Annotated in this window: 23 protein-coding genes and 1 tRNA gene; 8 read left to right on the forward strand and 16 right to left on the reverse strand. The window is 55.9% G+C overall.

Annotated elements, in window-relative coordinates; all coding sequences use genetic code 11:
* The first annotated feature begins 196 nt into the window (after positions 1 to 196).
* The 5 genes from AY555_RS03015 (at position 197) to ptsP (ending at position 4136) form a co-directional block, all read left to right on the forward strand.
* Positions 197 to 631: an HPr kinase/phosphorylase gene (locus AY555_RS03015; protein ID WP_066133277.1), complete on the forward strand. Its 435-nt coding sequence runs from the start codon at positions 197 to 199 to the stop codon at positions 629 to 631.
* Positions 628 to 1602 (forward strand): RNase adapter RapZ, encoded by a 975-nt coding sequence (gene rapZ, locus AY555_RS03020; RefSeq protein ID WP_082811829.1) that lies wholly within the window; start codon positions 628 to 630, stop codon positions 1600 to 1602. The genes AY555_RS03015 and rapZ overlap by 4 nt, the downstream gene beginning before the upstream one ends.
* Positions 1599 to 2000, forward strand: coding sequence for a PTS sugar transporter subunit IIA (locus tag AY555_RS03025; RefSeq protein ID WP_066133280.1), 402 nt, complete (start codon positions 1599 to 1601; stop codon positions 1998 to 2000). The genes rapZ and AY555_RS03025 overlap by 4 nt, the downstream gene beginning before the upstream one ends.
* Positions 2001 to 2119: 119 nt before the next feature.
* Positions 2120 to 2383, forward strand: coding sequence for an HPr family phosphocarrier protein (locus tag AY555_RS03030; RefSeq protein ID WP_066136423.1), 264 nt, complete (start codon positions 2120 to 2122; stop codon positions 2381 to 2383).
* Complete coding sequence (gene ptsP / locus AY555_RS03035; protein ID WP_066133283.1) at positions 2373 to 4136, forward strand: phosphoenolpyruvate--protein phosphotransferase; 1764 nt, start codon at positions 2373 to 2375, stop codon at positions 4134 to 4136. Before AY555_RS03030 ends, ptsP begins: the two co-directional genes overlap by 11 nt.
* 86 nt (positions 4137 to 4222) lie before the next feature.
* Here the strand turns inward: ptsP and ptsN are convergent, their stop codons facing one another.
* The 8 genes from ptsN to AY555_RS03075 all read right to left on the reverse strand — a co-directional run bounded on the left by ptsN (position 4223) and on the right by AY555_RS03075 (position 10788).
* Complete coding sequence (gene ptsN / locus AY555_RS03040; RefSeq protein ID WP_066133287.1) at positions 4223 to 4684, reverse strand: PTS IIA-like nitrogen regulatory protein PtsN; 462 nt, start codon at positions 4682 to 4684, stop codon at positions 4223 to 4225.
* A gap of 287 nt (positions 4685 to 4971) precedes the next feature.
* Positions 4972 to 6498 carry an RNA polymerase factor sigma-54 gene (gene rpoN / locus AY555_RS03045; protein WP_066133290.1) on the reverse strand — a complete coding sequence of 509 codons (1527 nt, stop codon included), beginning with the start codon at positions 6496 to 6498 and terminating at the stop codon, positions 4972 to 4974.
* A gap of 17 nt (positions 6499 to 6515) precedes the next feature.
* Complete coding sequence (gene lptB / locus AY555_RS03050) at positions 6516 to 7319, reverse strand: LPS export ABC transporter ATP-binding protein (RefSeq protein ID WP_066133293.1); 804 nt, start codon at positions 7317 to 7319, stop codon at positions 6516 to 6518.
* A 45-nt stretch (positions 7320 to 7364) separates the two neighbouring features.
* Positions 7365 to 8249, reverse strand: a complete 885-nt coding sequence (locus AY555_RS03055; protein WP_066133296.1) for an LptA/OstA family protein — start codon at positions 8247 to 8249, stop codon at positions 7365 to 7367.
* Positions 8250 to 8270: 21 nt separating this feature from the next.
* Complete coding sequence (gene lptC / locus AY555_RS03060; RefSeq protein WP_066133299.1) at positions 8271 to 8900, reverse strand: LPS export ABC transporter periplasmic protein LptC; 630 nt, start codon at positions 8898 to 8900, stop codon at positions 8271 to 8273.
* Positions 8900 to 9895 carry a KpsF/GutQ family sugar-phosphate isomerase gene (locus AY555_RS03065; protein ID WP_407646299.1) on the reverse strand — a complete coding sequence of 332 codons (996 nt, stop codon included), beginning with the start codon at positions 9893 to 9895 and terminating at the stop codon, positions 8900 to 8902. The genes lptC and AY555_RS03065 overlap by 1 nt, the downstream gene beginning before the upstream one ends.
* Positions 9896 to 9914: 19 nt before the next feature.
* The gene (locus AY555_RS03070) at positions 9915 to 10532 is read right to left on the reverse strand and encodes a ribonuclease D (RefSeq protein ID WP_066133302.1); all 618 of its coding nucleotides are present in this window, start codon (positions 10530 to 10532) and stop codon (positions 9915 to 9917) included.
* Positions 10533 to 10701: 169 nt separating this feature from the next.
* Positions 10702 to 10788, reverse strand: a tRNA-Leu gene (locus tag AY555_RS03075).
* Positions 10789 to 11126: 338 nt separating this feature from the next.
* Here AY555_RS03075 and AY555_RS03080 point away from each other — a divergent pair.
* The 3 genes from AY555_RS03080 to nth all read left to right on the forward strand — a co-directional run bounded on the left by AY555_RS03080 (position 11127) and on the right by nth (position 13759).
* Positions 11127 to 12146: a complex I NDUFA9 subunit family protein gene (locus AY555_RS03080; RefSeq protein WP_066133305.1), complete on the forward strand. Its 1020-nt coding sequence runs from the start codon at positions 11127 to 11129 to the stop codon at positions 12144 to 12146.
* Positions 12147 to 12227: 81 nt separating this feature from the next.
* The gene (gene dapB, locus AY555_RS03085; protein ID WP_066133308.1) at positions 12228 to 13043 is read left to right on the forward strand and encodes a 4-hydroxy-tetrahydrodipicolinate reductase; all 816 of its coding nucleotides are present in this window, start codon (positions 12228 to 12230) and stop codon (positions 13041 to 13043) included.
* A 38-nt stretch (positions 13044 to 13081) separates the two neighbouring features.
* Positions 13082 to 13759, forward strand: coding sequence for an endonuclease III (nth, locus tag AY555_RS03090; RefSeq protein WP_066136430.1), 678 nt, complete (start codon positions 13082 to 13084; stop codon positions 13757 to 13759).
* Positions 13760 to 13783: 24 nt separating this feature from the next.
* On the opposite strand, the gene AY555_RS03095 is transcribed toward nth, so the two are convergent.
* The 8 genes from AY555_RS03095 to AY555_RS03130 all read right to left on the reverse strand — a co-directional run bounded on the left by AY555_RS03095 (position 13784) and on the right by AY555_RS03130 (position 22065).
* Complete coding sequence (locus AY555_RS03095) at positions 13784 to 14866, reverse strand: glucosaminidase domain-containing protein (protein ID WP_066133313.1); 1083 nt, start codon at positions 14864 to 14866, stop codon at positions 13784 to 13786.
* 596 nt (positions 14867 to 15462) lie between these two features.
* Entirely contained in the window at positions 15463 to 16011 is a 549-nt protein-coding gene (locus tag AY555_RS03100) for a NifU family protein (RefSeq protein WP_066133316.1), read from the reverse strand.
* Between the two features lie 136 nt (positions 16012 to 16147).
* Complete coding sequence (locus AY555_RS03105) at positions 16148 to 16633, reverse strand: universal stress protein (RefSeq protein WP_066133320.1); 486 nt, start codon at positions 16631 to 16633, stop codon at positions 16148 to 16150.
* Positions 16634 to 16650: 17 nt separating this feature from the next.
* Positions 16651 to 17412, reverse strand: a complete 762-nt coding sequence (locus tag AY555_RS03110; RefSeq protein WP_066133323.1) for a TIGR02186 family protein — start codon at positions 17410 to 17412, stop codon at positions 16651 to 16653.
* Positions 17412 to 18335, reverse strand: a complete 924-nt coding sequence (locus AY555_RS03115) for a sulfite exporter TauE/SafE family protein (protein WP_066133326.1) — start codon at positions 18333 to 18335, stop codon at positions 17412 to 17414. The genes AY555_RS03110 and AY555_RS03115 overlap by 1 nt, the downstream gene beginning before the upstream one ends.
* Before the next feature lie 169 nt (positions 18336 to 18504).
* Positions 18505 to 19506, reverse strand: coding sequence for a tryptophan--tRNA ligase (gene trpS / locus AY555_RS03120; RefSeq protein WP_066133329.1), 1002 nt, complete (start codon positions 19504 to 19506; stop codon positions 18505 to 18507).
* 85 nt (positions 19507 to 19591) lie between these two features.
* Complete coding sequence (murJ, locus tag AY555_RS03125; RefSeq protein WP_066133332.1) at positions 19592 to 21145, reverse strand: murein biosynthesis integral membrane protein MurJ; 1554 nt, start codon at positions 21143 to 21145, stop codon at positions 19592 to 19594.
* 176 nt (positions 21146 to 21321) lie between these two features.
* Positions 21322 to 22065, reverse strand: coding sequence for a Bax inhibitor-1/YccA family protein (locus tag AY555_RS03130; protein ID WP_066133336.1), 744 nt, complete (start codon positions 22063 to 22065; stop codon positions 21322 to 21324).
* Positions 22066 to 22081: the final 16 nt, after the last annotated feature.

Below are 22081 nucleotides of genomic sequence, written 5' to 3' on the forward strand. Positions count from 1 at the left end.
CATAAAGGGCGGCCTCCACTGCCTGGCCTTACACTGCCCTGTCCGGAATCCCATCACGCGTGACCCACCTTACCACAGAAACGCACCGCAGCGACGATAGCACAAACAGCAGGACCCTCACAATTGTCGCACACCTGCATCATGGACATACGGCAAGGATTGACTTTCCATAACAGGACTCTCACCCTCCGGGTTGATGGAACACATTCACGCCACATGTCTTGCTGTCCACGGTCACGGCGTTATCCTGCGGGGCGCATCGGGAAGCGGCAAGTCCGACCTGGCGCTGCGGCTTGTTGATGAGGGCGCACAGCTGGTGGCGGACGACCTGTGTCGCATCGATGCCAAAAACGGGCAGCTGGTTGCCTTCCCACCCGATCGCTTGGCCGGCTTTCTGGAAGTACGTGGGATTGGAATTGTTCCGGTTCCTTCCTCTGGACCGGTACCGGTCTCGCTTCTGTGTGACCTGAGGGCAGGCGGAGAAACAGAACGCCTTCCCGAAACGGATCAGGTTCTGCTTTGCAGCGTTCCCGTACGTCGGGTATGGATTGATCCATTCCGGGTGTCTGCAACAGCCCACGTTCGTCTTGCACTCCGGCTGGCCACAGGAGAAATTGTCCCCGTATCATGATCAATCCCAACGCGACGACAGACACTTCAGGCCCAAGCCAGAACACGACACGTCTGGTGATCGTAACGGGACTGTCCGGGGCGGGGAAATCCACCGCCCTGAATGTACTGGAAGACATTGGCTACGAGGTTGTCGACAATCTCCCCCTTGTGCTGCTGGACGGCCTGTTGGGCCTTGGCCCCGGAACGGAGATGCAGGACACACCAAGACAACCGCATTTTCTGGCTCTTGGCATTGATATCCGGACCCGGGATCTGGATGCGACCTGGTTCAGGGGCATTCTTGATGGACTACAGAAACGCCCGAACGTAGACGTGCACCTGCTCTTTCTTGATGCTGACGATGATGTCCTGATTCGCCGTTTTACAGAAACCCGGCGCCGCCACCCGACAAAAAGTGACCTGCCCGTCAGCGATGGCATTGCCCTGGAGCGTCGGATCATGGCTCCACTGAAGGCGGTTGCCAACCTTGTTGTCGACACATCGCGCCTGAGTCACAATGAGTTCCGTTCCCTGATCGAGGAACGCTACAGGACCGACTATCAGTCGCGGATGCAGGTTACGGTTATGTCCTTTGGTTTCAAGAATGGCTTGCCCAGGGAAGCAGATATCATTCTGGACGTGCGTTTCCTGCGTAATCCCTACTATGTTGACCATCTACGAACCAAAACCGGTGAAGATCCCGAGGTCGGGGAGTATGTCGCAGGCGACCCTGCTTTTGCGCCTTTTCTTGAGAATGTGAAAACCTTGTTTCACCCCATCCTGCCACGTTACCAATCTGAAGGGCGCAGTTACCTGACCATTGCGGTCGGCTGCACCGGCGGACAACACCGGTCTGTCTTTACGGCTAGACAGATCCATGCCTGGCTGACGGGGCAAAACTATCAACCCATCCTCAGGCACAGGGATATCTCTGTGCTGCCATCACAGAGCCAGACGGTACAGGGGTCTATGAAGGAAATACAATCATGATCGGTATGGTACTGGTCACCCACGGCCGCCTGGCCGAGGAAATGATCGCCGCCCTAGAACACGTTGTCGGCCATCAGGTGGGAACCGCAGCCGTATGCATTGGCCCTGAAGATGATATGGAACAGCGCAGGGCCGATATCTTAGACAAGGTTGCCTCGGTAGAAACCGGGAACGGTGTTGTTGTTCTTACAGACATGTTTGGTGGCACACCATCAAATCTGGCCATATCCATCATGGGGCGGGCACAGGTTGAGGTCATTGCCGGTGTCAATCTGCCAATGCTGATCAAGCTGGCCAGCGTCCGCCATGACATGTCTCTGGAAAAGGCAGTCCTTGCCGCGCAGGACGCCGGGCGCAAATATATCAATGTTGCCTCGAAACTCCTGACCGACCACTGACACCGGTTTTGGTCAGTCAACCCGGAACACAGTCACCAGAAAGGAGACAGCCGTCCATGCACATGGATCCCCGGCATGAGATAGCATCCTTTACCATTGAAACCCTTGAGGACGGGACCATGGTCCGGCGTGCAGAAATCCGCAACACTAGGGGCCTACATGCCAGAGCTGCCGCACGTTTCGTCAAACTTGCCGAGACATTCCAAGCTGATGTCCAGGTCTGCAACCGAGGGCAAACGGTATCGGGGCGATCCATCATGGGGTTGATGATGCTGGCCGCATCAACGGGTACCATTATTGAAATGCGCGCCACAGGGCCACAGGCACGAGATGCTCTGGAAGGCCTTGGCAAACTGGTTGACGAAAAGTTCGATGAAGACTAGGCCCGATCATAGCGAAGCGGCAGGAAGTGCCGTTCTGCACGGACACGGCGTAGGACCCGGCATTGTCATTGGCGTTGCCTGTCTGCACGAACCCGGTGATGTACACGCACCAGAGCACCGGATACCAGCATCCCGTGTGGATGCAGAAAAAAAGCGCTTTGCCACAGCTGTAGCCGATGCCAGCACCGAACTGGAAACCCTGCGGGAAAAAGCCGGTGATCTGCCTGCTCAGGCGGGAGAAGAACTGGGATTCCTTCTGGATGCCTATGGGCACATGCTGAAAGGATCCCGGTTGATCCGGGGGGTGGAAACCAGAATCGAACACGACCGCATCAATGCCGAAGCCGCCGTTCGTTATGAAATATCAGCCCTGAACGATGCCTTCCAGGCCATGGATGACCCCTATCTGCAACAGCGGGCCGATGATATCCGTGATATCGGAAACAAGCTGATCCGCCATCTGTCCGCAGCACCACAAAAGGCATTCCAGAATCTGCCTCGCAATGCTGTTATTGTCAGCCACGAGCTGACACCTGCCGATACAGCCCTGCTTGATCCGGAAACTGTAGCAGGCTTTGTCACAGCCTGTGGAGGAGCAGAAAGTCACACGGCCATTATGGCCCGCTCGTTGGGGCTTCCGGCCGTACTGGCTGTGCCGGATATCATGAGTTCGGTACAGAGAGGAGATACGATCATTCTGGACGGGGTCACCGGTACGGTGGTGATAAACCCGGATCAGGACACGCTGGCCTCGTACCGCATCCGACGCGCCGAGTTCCTGAGAAGCTGCCGCAATCTGGGACGGCTGCGGGACTTGCCGGCAGTGACATCTGATGGAACCACGATACGTCTGATGGCAAACATTGAACTCCCCGGCGAGATCGATACGATCCTCTCATCCGGGGCTGAGGGCATTGGCCTCTTCCGCAGCGAATTCATGTATATGAACCGACCGGACTGGCCCAACGAGGATGAACAATACAGGGCCCTGAAGACGGTTGTACAGCGCATGGAAGGCAAGCCGGTCACCATACGCATTCTGGATGCAGGGGGTGACAAGCTAACAACGGCGCTGGGGGGCAGCATGCCAGCCAACCCGGCTTTGGGGTTGCGGGCTGTACGCTTTCTCCTGTCCTCACCCGCAGTCCTTGAAGCCCAGCTTGCCGCCATTCTGCGGGTTGCCGTACACGGCCCTGTACGTATTCTGGTCCCCATGGTTTGCACCGTGTCAGAAATTACGGCTGTACGCGAATGTCTTAGTGCCGTGCACATTCGCCTGAAGAAGACACGGATCCCGGTACCGGATACCCTCCCTCCCCTGGGCGTTATGATCGAGGTGCCAGGCGCAGCACTGGCCGCCGATGCCTTGGCAACCGCATCGGACTTCTTTGCCATCGGCACAAATGACCTGACCCAGTATACCTTGGCCATAGATCGTACAGACCAGGAAGTAGCCCATCTGTACAATCCAACCCATCCTGCTGTTCTACGCCTGATTCACTTTACAACCGGGGCTGCCCTGCGGGCCGGTATACCGGTCAGTGTCTGCGGGGAAATTGCCGGTGATCCACGCCTGGCAGCGCTGCTGGTTGGCATTGGCATCCGGGAACTTTCCATGGCTGCCGGGAGCCTGCCAAGGGTCAAGAACAGGATCCGCCACCTTGCCTACTGGGCAGCGGAAGAACATGCCCGACAGGTTATGAGCGAGCACGACCCAACACGGATCGAAACAATGATAGAGACTTTTGGCTAGGCTGAGAGGCGGCACCTAGGAAGAAAAACAGGCCGGCTTTATATACCGGCCTGTATTTTTATTGTTCCTGAAAGCCCACCCACAGATCAGGCCGCCTGTGCTTCGCTGTTGGCAAGAAGAACATACAGCGCATCAGCCGATGATGTTGCCCTCAACTTCTCGCACATGGCACGGTCGCGCAGAAGACGCGACACACGGGCCAGCGCCTTCAGATGATCGGCACCGGCACATTCAGGGGCCAGAAGCAGGAAAATCAGGTCGACAGGCTGTTCGTCGATGGACTCGAAGTCAACAGGACGTTCAAGACGGGCAAAGACACCGTACAAACGATCCAGAGCGGTCATTTTACCATGCGGTATGGCAATGCCATTGCCCACCCCAGTTGTGCCAAGACGCTCGCGCTCCAGAAGGGTGTCGAAGATGGCCCGCTCATGAAGACCGGTCAACTGGGCGGCGTGACGGGCAAGCTCCTGAAGAGCCTGCTTTTTTGATGTCACTTTCAGGCAAGGCACCACGCTCTCTGGACTGACGAGACTGGTGATATCCATTACAAGCCCTCACTGGCTTTCAAAAAGAAAAACAGCGGCACTACGAAAACCCCATATAACTACCCTCGCGAGTAAAAACAAAAGGTTAACTAGCTCCGCAAAAAGAGGAAAAAGAAGCCAACCAGTACACAAAAACTGGATCGAACAGCCTGCCAATCAAAGTACATGGCCAGAGTATTCGATGCCCCTTCCCACCTCCAAACAAGGGGGCGAACCATAAGATCAGTGCGCCGCCCGGTCAAGACAGAACAAACACCCATTGGGAATACCTTGCAAAGACCGGACTATTATACTGCGACAGGAGGCGATCCCCCCATAAACTTTTCTCGTCGCCTCTGCACGGACGATGGAATTTTCATCGACTCACGGTATTTGGCCACAGTGCGCCGGGCAATATCAATGCCTTCGGCCTGTAGAATCGCCACCAAGGCATCGTCGGACATAATCTTTCCGGGTTCCTCTCCATCAATAAGGCTTTTAATTCTAAGACGAACAGCTTCTGCTGAAACAGAATCACGACCATCGGTTGTTGATATCGCCTGGGTGAAAAAGTACTTCAGCTCATAGACGCCTCGTGGCGTAGACAGATACTTGTTGCTTGTTACACGACTGACCGTACTCTCGTGCATATCCACGGCCTCGGCGATATCCCGCAGGATCAGCGGACGCAAACCAGATACGCCCTCTTCAAAGAAGCGATGCTGACGACGCACAATCTCGGTCGAGACCTTCAGGATGGTGTTGGCTCTCTGGTCAAGTGACTTGACCAGCCAGGATGCCGACTGGAAATTCTCGGTTACAAAGGCCTTCTCTTCCTTGGAGAGGGCAGCCTTGCTGACACGTGCATAATAGCGACTGTTGACTAGGACCTTGGGCAAAGTGTCCGGATTGAGTTCAACAACCCACCCCCCATCCGGAAGAGGCCGCATCAGAACATCGGGAACAACCGGGTGCGCCACAGCCACATCAAAATGCTGTGCCGGCTTGGGATCAAGGGCACGGATCTCCATAATCATGTCCTGAAGATCTGCTTCGTCAACACCGCAAATCCGCATCAACGTTGCAAAGTCACGACGCGCCAGAAGATCAAGATTGTCAACAAGGGCCTGCATGGCGGGGTCCAGACGATCACGATCTGCAAGCTGAAGGGCCAAGCACTCTTTCAGGGAGCGGGCAAAAAGACCCGGCGGGTCAAAACGCTGAACAACCCGAAGTACGGCCTCCACATGCTCCTGTGATGTACCAAGGCCATCTGCAATATCCAATGTCGGGACCAGAAGCCACCCATTGTCATCCAAGGCATCAAGCAAAGCCACGGCAACCAAGCGATCCACAGGATCAGGGATATCCAGCTCCACCTGCTCCAGAATATGGTCGCGCAAAGACTTAGCGGCAGAAGCCTGCCGGTCCTGATCCATTTCGTTGTCAGAAAAATCCCCACGGCCCCCATGGCCAACCCTGTCCCATCGCCCTAAAGCTTCATCTGGATCCCATGCCGGGCCTTCCCGCGGGCTCCCTTCGTCAAAGGTATTATCCACCTCAACATCCAGCGGAGCTTCGCGGGCCCCGTCAATCGGGTCAACGAGAACATCCTGACCGGCATCGCGACGATACTCAACCGGAACATCAGCCTCTGGCAACACGGCCACGGATGGCTCTGCCCGCTCAAGAAGCGGATTGCGCTCCAATTCCTGCTCAATCCAGGCTCCAAGCTCAAGATTGGACAGCTGCAACAACTTGATAGCCTGCTGCAGCTGCGGCGTCATGACCAGACCTTGGGTCTGCCGCATATCGAGCCTGGGTTGAAGCACCATTACCGGGGCCCCCCGCCCTACAGTCTGAAATTCTCGCCCAAATACACGCGACGAACCCCTTCGTCAGCCACAATCTCTTCCGGCTTCCCTTCCATCAGGACCGTACCAGCATGAAGAATACAGGCACGGTCAATGATATCCAGTGTTTCCCGTACATTGTGATCCGTGATCAACACGCCCAAACCCCGATCCTTGAGATGGGCCACAAGGTCACGGATTTCAGCCACTGCAATCGGATCAATCCCAGCCAGCGGTTCATCCAGAAGAATATAAGATGGTCTGGATGCCAGTGCACGGGCAATTTCCACACGCCGACGTTCCCCCCCGGACAAGGACAAGGCCGGAGCCCGGCGCAGGTGGGATACGGAGAATTCAGCGAGAAGATCCTCAAGCCGTTCTTCGCGCACATCCTGATCCGACTCGCATACCTCCAGAATAGCCATGATATTCTGCTCGACGCTGAGCCCACGGAAAATAGAGGCTTCCTGCGGCAAATACCCTATGCCCAAACGCGCCCGACGATACATGGGCAGCGCCGTGATATCACGACCATCCAGCTCGATGGTCCCTGAGTCAGGCATAATAAGGCCCGTCACACAATAAAAGCACGTCGTCTTGCCAGCCCCGTTCGGCCCAAGAAGACCAACGGCCTCCCCACGCTGCACAGACAGGCTGACATCGTGAAGAACAGGCCTACGTTTGTAGTGCTTGCCTATGCGGCGGACACGAAGGCCCGTGCTTGAATCTTTTGCCTGAACTAGGCCAGCCGTTTCGTTATCGGAACCGGAACCCGGTTCAGGATGATCTTTCTCCGTTCTCACAAGCGTCGCTGTCTCCGTATGCTGACCGCTGAACCCCGTCGGGAATCAGGGCTGACCCTTCGATACTTCATCGCTACCACTCTTCTGCCCGTCCTGAACAGGTTTTTCCGGAACCAGAACAGCCCTAGCCCGCCCTGGCCCGCCCACCAGACGGGACACACCGGTATTCATGTCAAATACCGCCTTGTTACCGGTCAGAATCGTTCCATCACGAACCAGAGTAACCGTACCTGTCAGCGTGGCAATGCCGGTCACGGCATCATAGTGTCCGCGATCACCTGTCCCCTGCTCACGCGGGGTAACGATACGGACATTTCCGGTTGCATCAACGGTTTTCAAGGTATCCCCACCACGTGCCGCACTCATCCGTGCAACCATGCTATCGGCAGACATGATGCGATCCTGCCTGACAACGCGGGCGTCTCCCTTTGCTGTTGCCACCAAAGAGCGACTGTCATAGTGGACTGTATCACGCGCCGTTATAGTATCCTGCGGCAGGGTTACGACAACGCCTTTCCCCTGACCAAACAGTGTCAAGGCACCTTTGACAACATCGTAAACAGCTTTCTCACCCCGCGCACGTCTTCCCGGAGCCGTCATCACGACAGAGCCGTGCGCCTCCAGCACACGAATGGCACCGAACGAACCCGCACCCTGCGGGGCAGCCTTATTATGGCTGTCATCATCATAGAAGGCAAAGAGAGTGTCAGCCCGCAGCGTCGCATCACCCCGAACGGCGGTCGCATGACCACGCGCCACAAAACGACGCTGCTCCCTTGTCCATTCCAGACCATTCTCAGCCTCTATCACGACCGGTGCATCATCATCCCCGGCCACCACACGGCTAGGGTCCTGCGCATGCACAGGCAAGAAGACAAGGCCACCCAACAGAGCAACCAAGAGAAACAGGATACGTGCCGCGATACGCATGTGATCAGGCTCCTGCCGCTCCTAAGGAGCTTTCTCCGGGTAAAGAACAAGGCGCACCTTTCCCGTAAACAGGACGGAACGACCACGCTCCACCACATGGATACCTTCTGATGCGATTGTCATGGATGGCCCCTGCCCCTCAACGGCCTCCATGCCAATGGCTTCCCCTCCCGCCACATCAATCGTGACAGATGGCGTATGCAACTCATACCCCGCATCATGATACAGGTTCACACCGCCAGATAAATCCAGAATGGATTGATTCTCATAATACAGCCCCTCAGGCGCATCCATCGCCAACCACGCGCCATCGTTCGTTGTCATGTCAGCGCGTGGATTGACCAAGTTAAACTCTGACGACCCGGGCACCACCTCCCACACACGATCGGCATTCAGGGTATAAGGCTGGTTGTCCGCATCTGTTGCCCTGTAACGGGGCTGCTCCATCTGTTTGTTTTCCAGTGGAACGTCTTCTGTCGCAGCCTGGATCAAGGACGAAGGAGCAGTTGTGTCGGCAACAAGGCGCGGCCAGAGAAGAACACCCACAATCAGAAGCAGGGCAAGGGCAGGCAGCAGAACCTTCATCGCCACGACAAGACGACTGTATCCGAACAACAAGGACCAACGTCCGGAAGGATCAGGAACAGGCATCAGACAATACCAGCCCGGAGCAAATCATGCACATGCAGGAAACCAACCGGCCGCCCACCTGGATCAACGACAAAAAGGCCGGTAACCTTGCGGCTGTTCATACGATGCAAGGCTTCCCCCGCAAGAAGCGTGGGCGAAACCGTCATCGGGTCCGGGGTCATAACGTCCACTGCCCGCCGCCGCATCAACCCATCTTCCATATGGCGGCGCAGATCGCCATCTGTAATCATACCGGCCAGACGCCCATCAGCCCCCATAACACCGGCACAGCCAAGACTTTTACCCGTCATTTCGACCAGAACATCCGCCATCAGGGTATCGGGTGTACACAACGGCAGCTCCTGCGGACCATGCATCAGGTCAGCAACACGCATCAGGCGTTGCCCAAGCTTCCCCCCCGGATGGAAAAGACGGAAATCTTCAGCAGTGAATCCCTTGCTTTCCAGAAGAGCAACCGCCAGAGCATCACCCAAGGCCAACATCAGCGTGGTTGAAGTGGTCGGAGCCAATCCATGCGGGCATGCCTCTTCAAAGGCCGGCAGCACCAAGGCAACATCGCTGTCCACAGCCAAAGCGCTATCAGCCCGCCCGGTAATACCGATCAGGGGGATAGCAAAACGACGGGTATAGGCGACGATATCCGCCAGCTCGGCCGTCTCCCCTGAATTGGACAGGGCGACGACCGCATCATCCTGCGTCACCATCCCGAGATCACCGTGACTGGCCTCAGCAGGGTGCACAAAGAACGCCGGCGTACCCGTTGATGCCAAGGTTGCGGCAATCTTGGCGCCGATGTGGCCACTCTTGCCCATGCCCGTGACAACAACACGGCCTTTTACAGCCAGAAGCCGCTCCAAGGCAGCCGAGAAAGGACCATCAAGGCTCTCTGCCAGGCTATGCAGAGCCCCGGCTTCGGTCAACAGCACCCTGCGCCCGGCTTCCAGGGCAGAGTTCAGGGATACAGGTCCGGACGAAAGGGACGATGATGCTTTCACCAACACACTCCTTCAGCGTTCAGTGACTGAAGATATCAAGGCTATGCCAATCCAGCAGATCCAGCTCCGCACGGATCGGAAGAAACTGGAAGCAAGACTCGGCAAGATGGGTACGACGCTCCCGCACAAGAAGAGCATCCAGACGATCTTTCAGGGCATGCAGATACAATACATCCGAGGCCGCATAAGACAATTGTTCTGCCGTCAACTCACCATCCGTTCCCCAGTCTGAAGACTGTTGCTGTTTGTCCAGCTCCACACCTGTCAGGGCCTGGACCAAGGACCGCAAACCATGGGCATCCGTATTGGTACGCGTCAGACGGGATGCGATCTTGGTGCAATAAACTGGCGCACAGGCTACCCCCAGATACTTGCGAAGTATGGCAATATCAAAGCGGGCATAGTGAAAGATCTTGAGACGCGAAGGATCGGCCAAAACGGCTTTCAGGTTCGGGCAATCATACCCCAATGCGCCACCGACATGAACAACATGCGCATTGCCGTCTCCTCCGGAGAGTTGCACAACACACAGACGATCCCGTACGGGGGACAACCCGGTTGTCTCGGTATCAATGGCAACCGCTCCCGAAAAACCAACGTCAGCCGGCAGATCGCCACGATGATAGTATATAGTCATTGCCAAAATCCCCGAAAACTGGCTTTTCTACCGAAGATAGAGAGTGGGCGCTGGCGCACTGCGACACGGCGGTATTCATGGACAGAAATACGGCTTATGGCCACAAAAAAATCCGCCTAGCAAATCTCCGCTTCCCTTCCCGGGATCCTGCGAAGCTTTGCCAGGCGGATGGTGCCCAGGAGAAGACTCGAACTTCCACGACCTTTCGGCCACAGGTACCTGAAACCTGCGCGTCTACCAATTCCGCCACCTAGGCTGGTGACACAATACCGCTCTCTTTTTTCTTGCCAGAAAGATTTGCGTTCTTTCACAGCACAAAGACCAAGAGAAACGTCTTGGTGGGGGCGGTTTATATGGGCATGTTGCCTCTGCGTCAATCATCTTTTTAACACCATGGATATTTTTCAAAAGAGAACAACCAACTCTGGCAAGCCAATACTAGGAGATTGGCCACCAGGCGGTATTCAGGGGCTCTCTGTTGCGTCCGGCCTCGTGTTGTGCCAATTTCCCGGACAGGAAGCTGTCTTTGGCACGGTCCCGCAAGGCTCGCAGCGAATGGGGCCCCGGCACTGATATTTCGGGAGTTTCAGTACCATGACCGAACGTCTGGTCACAATTTTTGGCGGATCCGGTTTCGTTGGCCGTCATTTGGTCAACAAGCTGACAAAAGCGGGCTGGCGTATCCGCGTCGCCGTCCGGGATCCCGAAGGTGCCAAATTCCTGAAACCCCTAGGTGATCTGGGCCAAGTCTCGCCTGTTTACGCAAACATCACGCGTGAGGATACGGTCCGCAGTGCCGTACAGGGGGCAAGCGCGGTTATCAATCTGGTCGGTATCCTGTACGAAAAGGGACCGGTTTGCTTCGATGCCATCCATGTTGTGGGGGCCGAAACCATCGCGCGCTTGGCCCGGGAAGCTGGCGTCCAGCACCTTGTCCACATGAGCGCACTGGGTGCCGATCCTTCCAGCCCGGCAAGCTACGCCCGCAGCAAGGCCGAGGGTGAGACCCGGGTCAAAACTGCCTTCCCAGGGGCCAGCATTCTTCGCCCGTCGGTCATTTTTGGTCCCGAGGATGACTTCTACAATCGCTTTGGCGCCATGGCACGGGCGCTGCCGTTCCTGCTGTATTTCACAACGGATGCCCCGGCCCTGCGCAAAGTTCCGGGCGAGCTGCCCCGTCTTGACCTAGTCGGATCTGGTGGGCCGAAGCTTCAGCCTGTCTATGTCGGTGATGTTGCCGAGGTGATATGCCGCATCCTTGATGACCGCAGCCAGCAAGGGAAGCTGTGGGAGCTGGGTGGGCCACGCGTCATGACACTGAAGGAGATCATGGAACAGGTCATGCGGGAAACACGCCGTGGCAAGCCTGTTCTCCCCGCGCCCATGGCCGTGGCACGCATTCAGGCTGCCCTGCTTCAATTCCTGCCGGTTCCGCCCTTGACACCGGATATGGTTAAAATGATGGAACGGGACAGCGTTGTGTCGGGGACTTGCCCCGGTCTGGCTGAACTTGGTATCCGCCCGGAAACCACGGAAGCCATTATTCCGTCGTATCTGGAGCGGTTCCGCCCTACACACCGCCAGATCCGGCGTATTGGCCACCAGACGCTGTAGATCTGCCGAGCGCTTCCCTTTCTTGGCCCCGCAGCCCATGCGGGGCCTTTGCACGATGCCCTGCCCCCGAAAGGTTCTTCCATGAAAATTGCTGTAGCTGGATGCGCCGGTCGCATGGGCCGGATGTTGGTCCAGGAAATTCTTGCTACCGATACTGTTACCCTAGCTGGTGGAACAGAGCCGCAGGGATCTCCCTTCCTGGGTCAGGACATAGGCCGCCTTGTTGGCACAACAGAGCCACTTGGCATAGCAATCACAGATGATCCCTCCAGCCTCTTCTCCCATGCCGATGCTGTTATCGATTTCACGACCCCGGATGCCACCACCGTGCATGCCCGCCTAGCAGCCACTCACAGAACAGCCCTGATCGTGGGAACAACGGGCTTCTCTCCCACCCAACAAGAAGCTGTATCCATTGCAGCCAAGAGCATCCCTATTGTCATGTCACCAAACATGAGCATCGGCACCAATCTACTGTTTGCCCTGACAGAAAGAGTAGCCGCCATTCTGGGGCTGGATTACGACATAGAGATCCTTGAAATGCACCACCGCCACAAGGTTGACGCGCCATCTGGCACAGCATTAGGCTTGGGGCAGGCGGCCGCCCGTGGGCGGCGAACCACCCTGGATGATGTCTCACAGATAACCCGTAATGGCCATACAGGCCCCCGGACGCCGGGTACAATCGGTTTTGCCAGCTTGCGGGGCGGTGACGTAATCGGGGAACATACTGTGATTTTCGCAGCCGATGGCGAACGGGTGGAACTGACCCACAAAGCCAGCTCCAGACAGATCTTTGCCCGTGGCGCCATCCGCGCTGCACGCTGGTGCAACGGGCGCAGGCCCGGACTATACTCCATGCAGGATGTTCTGGGCCTGACCCCCCGTACCCCATGAGCACGCAACACAATACCCGGACGACCGCAACCCGTCCCATGACCCGGAAACAGGTCGAGGGGTTTTTCAGCACGCTACAGGCCCTCAATCCAGAGCCAAAAGGGGAGCTGGAATACGTCAACGCCTATACGCTTCTGGTCGCGGTTGCACTATCAGCCCAGGCAACAGATACCGGCGTCAACAAGGCAACCCGCGCCCTGTTCCAACGTGTCGATACGCCGGAGAAAATGCTGGAACTGGGGGAAGAAGGGCTGCGTCAACATATCCGGACCATTGGCCTGTTCAACACCAAGGCCAAAAACATTATTGCCCTGTCGCAGATTCTGGTCCGCGATTACAACAGCACCGTTCCCCGTAACAGAGACATTCTGGAAACATTGCCCGGCGTTGGCCGCAAGACAGCCAATGTCGTTCTGAACATTGCCTTTGGCGAACCAACCATTGCTGTTGACACCCATCTGTTCCGCGTCGCCAACCGCACAGGCATGGCTGCCGGCAAGACGCCGCTGGCTGTCGAGAAGATGCTAGAAACAGTCATTCCCGCCCGCTTTCGCCAGCATGCGCACCATTGGCTGATCCTGCACGGACGCTACATCTGCAAGGCACGAACCCCGGCCTGCGACCGGTGCCCGGTCAGGGAATGGTGTAACTGGCCGGAGAGAGAGGCCAAAGCCATACCTGGAAAGGCTCAGTCGGCTTCTCGCTCAAGATCTTGACAGCTTGGCCGCATCACTCTCCGGTCAAGGAGCGGGGGAAAGATCAGGAGCATGGATCAGGTCATCAGGCAAAGCCGCCACTTCTATCGCCCTGTCTGACAAGCGGGCGCTGTCGAACGCACGCAGCTCATTAACCCGTATAATGTTGCGCAACGCTTGAGTATAAGCGGAACCACGCTCTGAATAGCGATGCAGGTAGGGAGCTAGGCTCATGCCTTCAGGTAATGATCCTGCCTTCCGGGCAGAAAAACGGGCCAAACGAAACTCTCCATACGCACTATGCGTATTCAGGTTCACGACGTAGGACCGCACCGCATCTAAAAGAGAGGGAAAAGAAGCAATACGCCAACCCGGTGCAATCGGATCCGGGTGCTTCAAGCCGCGTGCAGAGGGTGTCCACTGGCCAAACAAAGCATTACCCTGCATGGCAAAGCGCGAGGTTCCCCAGCCGCTTTCCTCAATAGCCTGAGCAAGGGCAATGGAAGGAGGCACAATGTCCATCCGCTTCAGCAACTGCTCCATATTGACAACACGCATGCGATACTCGCGCGTCTTGTCTTCCAGCCACAACGCATCATGCTCGCTAACTGGCATCCCCGCACCGTCACGCTCGATCAGCCTTTTCAGGCGGGTTCTGTCGCTCTCGATCTCCTCGTTAACACGCAGAATAACAGGCAGCAACATACGCAGGAACAGGCTCTTGCGGCGTTCAACATCAACATCGCGCATATCTCGGGGAACAGATGGAGAAAAAACGCGTGGGACAGCTGCAACACCGCTCCTCACGCCATCCAGACCGTAAGACAGTTCCTCATAGAGGGCATCCAGCCGTTCAGCACGCACATCGGCCGGTGTGGCCAGAGACGTTGGAACCGACGGCTTGCCAACAGGCAATAGCAAGGCTGATGGAACGCGTGATGACAGAGAAACCCATGTTCTGGGAACCGATGGCGCCCCTGTAGAAGCAGATTCTGATACCGTACGCTCGCTACCTCTATGCAGACCCGCCACACCAGAGACCGCCGCACTGTACAGGCCACCCACACAGGTAAACACAACACCCAACACAACAATGTTGAAGCGCCGACAGGATCGCTTCTGATACATACACACCTCTTTACCGGGGGCTGCGGCACGTTCAACACGCGAATGAAACGCAAAGATCCTCGGCGCCGCCAAGCCCTAGACCGCGGGCATCGTACCTTTACGGCACAACACCAAACAGACCGGCCAACATGTGGTGGGAGATTCTCGCCCCTAATTCAGGGCGGGTGAAACTCCCGTTTTGGTACGCCCTCTGGCCGGGATCTCTGGCCAAACGGGCACCGCACCGGGTTGAACACCGGTTGCACAGGGGCAAAACCGGATCACGATGCCATCAGAGATGGCCCGCAGCAGCACCGCAGTCCAAGGCATCGGAGGGGAAGCTAATATAAAGTAAAGCACCCTAGGTCAAGCACCTGATCCGTGAAAATGGGCAAAAGACAGGCCCATAAAGGGCTACACCCTTGAGAAATATAGGAAGCTGAAACAAAAATAAATCTCATACACCTCAATTTAGAGGCACCTTATTAGCACTATAAACAATGCAAACAGGTGCCTGACATCAATGATTCGGATACGGAAGACGCCAAAATGGCAGAATAAAAAATCAAACAAATCAGGGAAACAAAGTCACATCAGACCTCTTTACATAACGAAGATTATGAAACAGCCTCGACAGCTCTAACTTCAGGAATGAAATGACGTAACATGTTCTCAATGCCATGCTTCAGGGTCATTGTTGAACTTGGGCACCCTGAACATGATCCACGCATATGCAGATAAACCGTACCATCACGGAATGCACGGAAAACAATATCACCGCCATCACGGGCTACAACCGGACGCACACGGGTTTCAATCAATTCCTTGATCTGTTCAACTAGGGCTGCATCGGCAGGATCAAAACTTTCTTCCTCAACAGCATCGTGCGTGACCGGAGCACCCGAGGTGAAGTGTTCCATGATGGCACCCAGCACAAGCGGCTTCAGAACCTGCCAGTCCCGCCCCTCACCACGCGTTACCGTCACAAAGTCAGCCCCAAGGAAAACACCCGCAACACCTTCTATCGCAAAAAGACGGGTCGCCAGCGGAGAGTCCATGGCTTCAGACTCCTGCCGATAATCCGCGGTTCCTGAAGCCATGACAATCCTACCGGGAATAAACTTCAGGCTATCAGGATTGGGGGTGGATTCTGTCTGTATAAACATGGAAACCTCAGGCTTTTAGCAGTTAGAAGATCACAGGGATCACAAGCATGCTGCCGAAGCTACACCATAATGATCCGGGTTGAAATAGGACTGCCTCAGTCCTGATGCAAGCCGGGGAAAAGGGCATAGATTTTCTTCAGGTCATGGCATCAATTGCATCATCTGTCATAGCACCAGGGACAATCGTGACTGGAATCCGCACAAGATGCGCTAACCGACCTGTCAGGGCAGATACCAGAGGCCCCGGTCCATCAGCTCCGGTTCCTGCCGCCAGAACCAGAACGCTGATATTCGGCTTATCCCGGAGGAGTTTGAGAAGCTCCTCACTCGACTCGCCTTCGCAGATCAATAAAACAGGCGCAGTACCGGAAATATGCTGAACGTCTGTAGCTATTTCGTTCAGGTGACTACTGGCCTGATATCGAAGCTCGTCAGCCATACTCTCCCCGATCAGAGCATAATGCTGGATCTCGCGCGGCTGGATGATACGCAGCAACGCAACCTGCCCGCCTGTACGCCGTGCACGACGGCAGGCATAGCGCAATGCCGCGCGCATTTCCTCGCTTTCGTCTACAACAACCAGAAAAGTACGCCGTACACGGCCCTGTGCGCTGTCCCCCATCCGGGTTTCTCCGGCTCTCAGTTACGTCGAAAAACAAGGGCGGCAAACCACCCTGCGCTGGCCGCAGCCAGAATAGCAAGGACGCCATATAGAACAGCATGATCGTGGGCAAACAGGAAAATCTCGGCCCCCAATCCAGCCCGACTGATACTGAGTGGCGTAATCTCGGCACTGACAACACGCCGGTCACGGACCAAGTAAACCTCGACCATATAGGTGCCGGTTGGCACGTTGGAGGGAAACTGCAGCTCGGACCGGAACAAGCGGTTAGCCATGTGATCAATCGTACCAACGGTAGTCACATAGACCCCACGCTGAGCCTTCAAGCGAATTAGTGCTTGGCGGAATGGCTCTGTGACATGCGCATCTTCGGTAACGGGCTCAAGAACCTCCAAATTCAGGTAAGACAACCCGATCTGGTGCAATCGCCGCACGCTGTCCGGCAGAATTTCCTCTAGCGGCGCACTGGAGGCAACAAGATAAAAAGCTGGCACACTATCAAAAACCACTGATTCGCCATTGATCCAGATTGGACCGGATTTCGTTTTGCGACGAATGATCTGCTGCTGCGGGGGACCACGCACCACAAGGACAATATCACCGGGCCCATCGGTAGCCCCGAACAGAAGCACATCAGTCCCGGAGAATCCGGCATTGATAGCGACAAGATGCTTGGACAAATCAGCCACAACCGGTTGCTGACGGTTCGCATGACACACGCCAGGCAGAATAGACAGAAGAATGGAGAGCAGAAGACAACACAGGCGGAGTCTGGACATCAGCCTCCTCCACCCAGAATAAAAAGCTCCTCGGGTTCGACCATCAAATCAAATGCCAAGCGAATACAGACAGCCAGCACCAGAAGCGCCAGCAGGATGCGCATCTGCTCGGCCTTAATACGGCTGCCGAAACGAGCCCCGAACTGGGCGCCGGTTACAGCTCCAACAAGCAGTGTCAGCGCCAACATGACATCTACGGTCTGGTTCAGCAGGGCTTGCAGGAAGGCCGTATTGGCGCTGACAAAGATTACTTGGAACAGGGATGTCCCGATCACCACCTGGGTTGGCATACGCAACACATAAATCATGGCAGGAACGGCAACAAAACCACCACCAACCCCCATGATCGCAGCCAGAACCCCGACAAGAACCCCAACAAGAAACGGTGGAATCACAGAAATATAAAGCCGGGAACGATGAAACGTCATTTTAAGCGGAAGTCGGTCTGCCCAGTGACCAGACTCTTCCTGTACGGCATCGCGAGGAACATGTCCCGGACGGCGGGCCCGCCAAGTTGCCAACAGGCTTTCGCCCAGCATAAGGGAGCCAATCGTCCCCAGAAACACGACATAGCACAACGCAATAGCCAGATCGATATGACCAACAGACCGAAGCCAGCGGAATAGAAAGACCCCTATTCCTGATCCAACCAGACCACCAACAAGCAGAACCATGCCCATCCGGACATCAACATTTCCTCGTCTCCAGTGCGCCATAACCCCGGCAACAGACGAAGCCACAATCTGGTTGGCACCGGTTCCGACCGCAACAGCAGGCGATACCCCCAGAAACATCAGCAACGGGGTCATCAGGAAACCACCGCCAACACCAAACAAACCTGAAAGCCACCCGACAACGATCCCGATCCCGAGAACGAGAAAAATATTCACCGACATTTCAGCAATCGGGAGATAGACCTGCATTCAGAGTTCCCGGTGTTCGCGAAAGTCTGCTGGAAAGCAAGAACAGGGTATTTCTTCTGTTGTACCCCGCACCGAAGACAGTCACAGCAGAAACATCTGTAGTGAATGATAAAAGACCCCACACCTTGGGAAAGGCGTGGGGTCCGAAGACAAGAATGTTTCCCGTCAGTTAAGGTCGCAAGAACCCGACGGTATCGTAAACCTCATCGAGAATGGGACGCGCCAAGACAGAAGCCCTCTCTGCGCCGTCACGCAGAACAGAGTCGATATAAGCTGGGTCAGCCACCAGCCGCCGCCACTCCGCGCTGACCGGAGCTAGTTCAGAAACCAGAAGATCCGTCAGCATGCCCTTGAACACGGCAAACGACTGCCCCCCGACATCAGCAAGGGCCGCTGCCTTGCTGATTCCCTTCAGGGCAGCAAAAATCGTCACCAGGTTGTCGGCCTCGGGCCGGTTGGCAAGCCCGGCTACAACCTCGGGCAAGGGATCGGGGTCCGTGCGGGCCTTACGGATCTTCTGCGCAATAGCATCGGCATCATCCGCAAGATTAATACGTGAATAATCAGACGGATCAGACTTAGACATCTTCTTGGTGCCGTCACGCAGGCTCATGACCCGGGTTGCCTCTCCTAGGATCAAGGGCTCAGGAACGGGGAATAGATCCACACCAAAATCGTTGTTGAACTTGATTGCAATATCCCGGGTCAATTCCAAATGCTGTTTCTGGTCTTCCCCGACCGGCACATGCGTCGCCTTATACAGCAAAATATCGGCTGCCATCAGAGTTGGGTAAACATACAATCCGACAGAAGCATTTTCGCGATTTTTTCCGGCCTTGTCCTTGAACTGGGTCATCCGATTCATCCAGCCGATACGGGCAACGCAGTTGAAAACCCACGCCAGCTGGGCATGACCAGGAACAGCGGACTGATTGAAAAGAATGGACTTCCTAGGATCAATACCAGCCGCGATATAGGCCGCTGCCAGTTCACGGATGGAACGATGAAGTTCCTTGGGATCCTGCCACAGAGTAATCGCATGCTGGTCAACAACACAGAATACACAGTCAGAGAAATCCTGCTGCAGCGTTACCCAGTTACGGATTGCCCCAAGATAATTGCCCAGATGCAAGTTTCCGGTAGGCTGTGCGCCGGAAAAAATACGTTTCATCATACGATCCTGTTATCAAGAAGCAAACCCTGCACCCGGCAAGCCCGTCAGCAGGCGGATGGGATACCCTACACCGAGCACGCGATCAAGCACGGGGTTGGGAACGACGCATGGCCCGCAAGTAGGCCAGATCCTCACGCCGGACGGAACCGCAAAGGAAAGCGGCAAGAAAGAAAACAACAAAGCCCGCCACAATCTGCACCACCAGCACACCCCATGATAAAAGCGGGATAAACAGGGGAATGGCATAGCCCACAGCATAGACAACGCCACCCATTAGGCTGGTTGCAAGAAGGGTACGGGGAAGACGCTGTAACAGGCGGTGGTCCATGCGATAGTGCCCGCGACGCCAGAGAACAATGCCCAAAAGCATGGCATTGACCGTACTGCCGATAGCCGTCGCCAGCGCCAGCCCGACATGCGCCATGACCTGCATCAGGACAAGGTTCAAAATCACGTTGATACCAAGCGCCACCGCCGCAATCCGGAACGGCGTGGACGTATCACCACGGGCAAAGAAACCCGGAGTAAAGACCTTGACCAAAACATATGCCGGCAAACCAAGGGAAAAAGCCGTCAACGCCGCTGCCGTTGCCTCTGTATCCGCAGCGGTGAAGGCCCCTCGCTCGTACACCAGGGCAACAATGGGCTCAGCCAGAAGCACAAGCCCCACCATGGCCGGCAAGGTCAACAGAAGGGACAACTCCACCCCACGGTTCTGACTGTCCAGTGCAGCAGCCTCGTCTGAAGCGGCCAGCTGACGGGACAGAACCGGCAACAGGGCTGTTCCCATCGCAATACCAACCACGCCAAGCGGCAGCTGGTTCAGGCGGTCGGCAAAGTTCAGCCAACTGATGGAGCCTTCCGGCAAGAGTGAGGCAAGCACAACGTCAATCAAAAGGCTGACCTGATACAACCCTGCCCCAAAAGCCACAGGGACAATCCGGATCAGCAAAAGGCGAACTTTGGGCGACAGGGAAGGACGGACCAAACGGGGCAGGAACCCGGCTCTCCACGCAGAGTGCAACAACCACAAAAACTGGACGATCCCCGCCAAGGCTGTTCCCCACGCCAAGGCATGACCCGGCGTGGGCGTAAAATCAGACAACCAAACCAGTCCGGCCATGCTGACAACATTCAACAGGACCGGCGTTCCTGCGGCGGCTGCAAACCGGCCAAGAGAATTCAGAATTCCGGACAACAGCGAACACAGGGAAACAAAGAACAGATACGAGAAAGTAATACCGGCCAGATCAGAGGCCAACTCATGCTTGCCCGGGATCTCGCTGAAACCGGGCGCAAAAACGTGCATGACCCAAGGCATAGCCATCATCATAAGAGCACTGAACAGCCCCAGCGCCAGTGCAAGAAAAGAGAAGACCCGATCGGAAAAAACTCGGGCACCGTCTTCACCCTCCTGCTCCAGCGTCGCCGAGAACAAGGGGACAAATGCAGCCGAGAAAGCCCCCTCGGCAAACAAGCGACGGAACAGGTTTGGCAGCTTCCAGGCAACATTGAAACAGTCTGTTACCATGCCGGCCCCCAAGTAATGGGCAATCAGCGCCTCACGCGCCAGGCCGGTAAAGCGCGACAGCAAGGTGAAGAAGCCAACAATGGATACCGAACGGAGCAATGCCATAAAGTACAAACCTGCATCAGTGCAAAGACGGCGGAAGTCTAGGACAGGCCACTACCAAACACGAGACCAAATCCACCGCCCGTGATCCCACTGTTCCGGAAATCAGGACCGGACAAGAAACAGGGGGGCCTCCGACAATCCGAAAGCCCCCCTGAGTATGATAAACGTGAGAGTTCTTATTCGCGGTTCTGACCAAAGAACCGGAGCAGCATCAGGAAGAGGTTGATAAAGTCAAGATACAGGGTCAAAGCCCCCATAACCGACTTTTTGAGGGCCATGTCATGGCCATCCGCTTCCAGATACATTTCCTTGACCTTCTGGGTGTCATAGGCTGTCAGGCCAGCAAAAATGATAACCCCGACAACAGACAGCATCCAGTGCATGGCCGAACTGGCCAAGAAGATGTTAACCACACTGCCAATGATCAGACCAATAAGGCCCATGGCCATGAATGCGCCCATAGCATCAAGGTTACGCCGCGTGGTGTAGCCATAAAGGCTCAGACCGGCAAAGGAGGCCGCGGTAATGAAAAACACGCGGACAATCGATGTCTCGGTATAGGTAAAGAAGATACTGGCCATCCAGACGCCGTTCAGGGCGGCATAAGCCCAGAACAAGCCCTGGGCCGTTGACGACTGGAGAGACGCAATCCGAAACGACATGAAGAAAGCCAAGCCAATAGAGACCAGCATAGCCCCCCATACCAGCATCGAGGGCTGCATGCCCTGCGGACCGGCGCTGAAGAAAACACTGCTCAGGCCCGTATTGGCCACCAGCCAGGCCACAATCCCGGTCAGGGCGACGCCAGAAGCCATGTAATTGTAGACCCGCAGCATATAGGCGCGCAGGCCGGCATCAATCTCGGCGACGCCAGCGACCGAATCCGCCCGGGTCCAGGTGTTGCGGTTCTCAAGGTTCATGAAACCCTCTCTGAAA

Source organism: Haematospirillum jordaniae (assembly GCF_001611975.1).
Taxonomy (GTDB): Bacteria; Pseudomonadota; Alphaproteobacteria; order Rhodospirillales; family Rhodospirillaceae; genus Haematospirillum; species Haematospirillum jordaniae.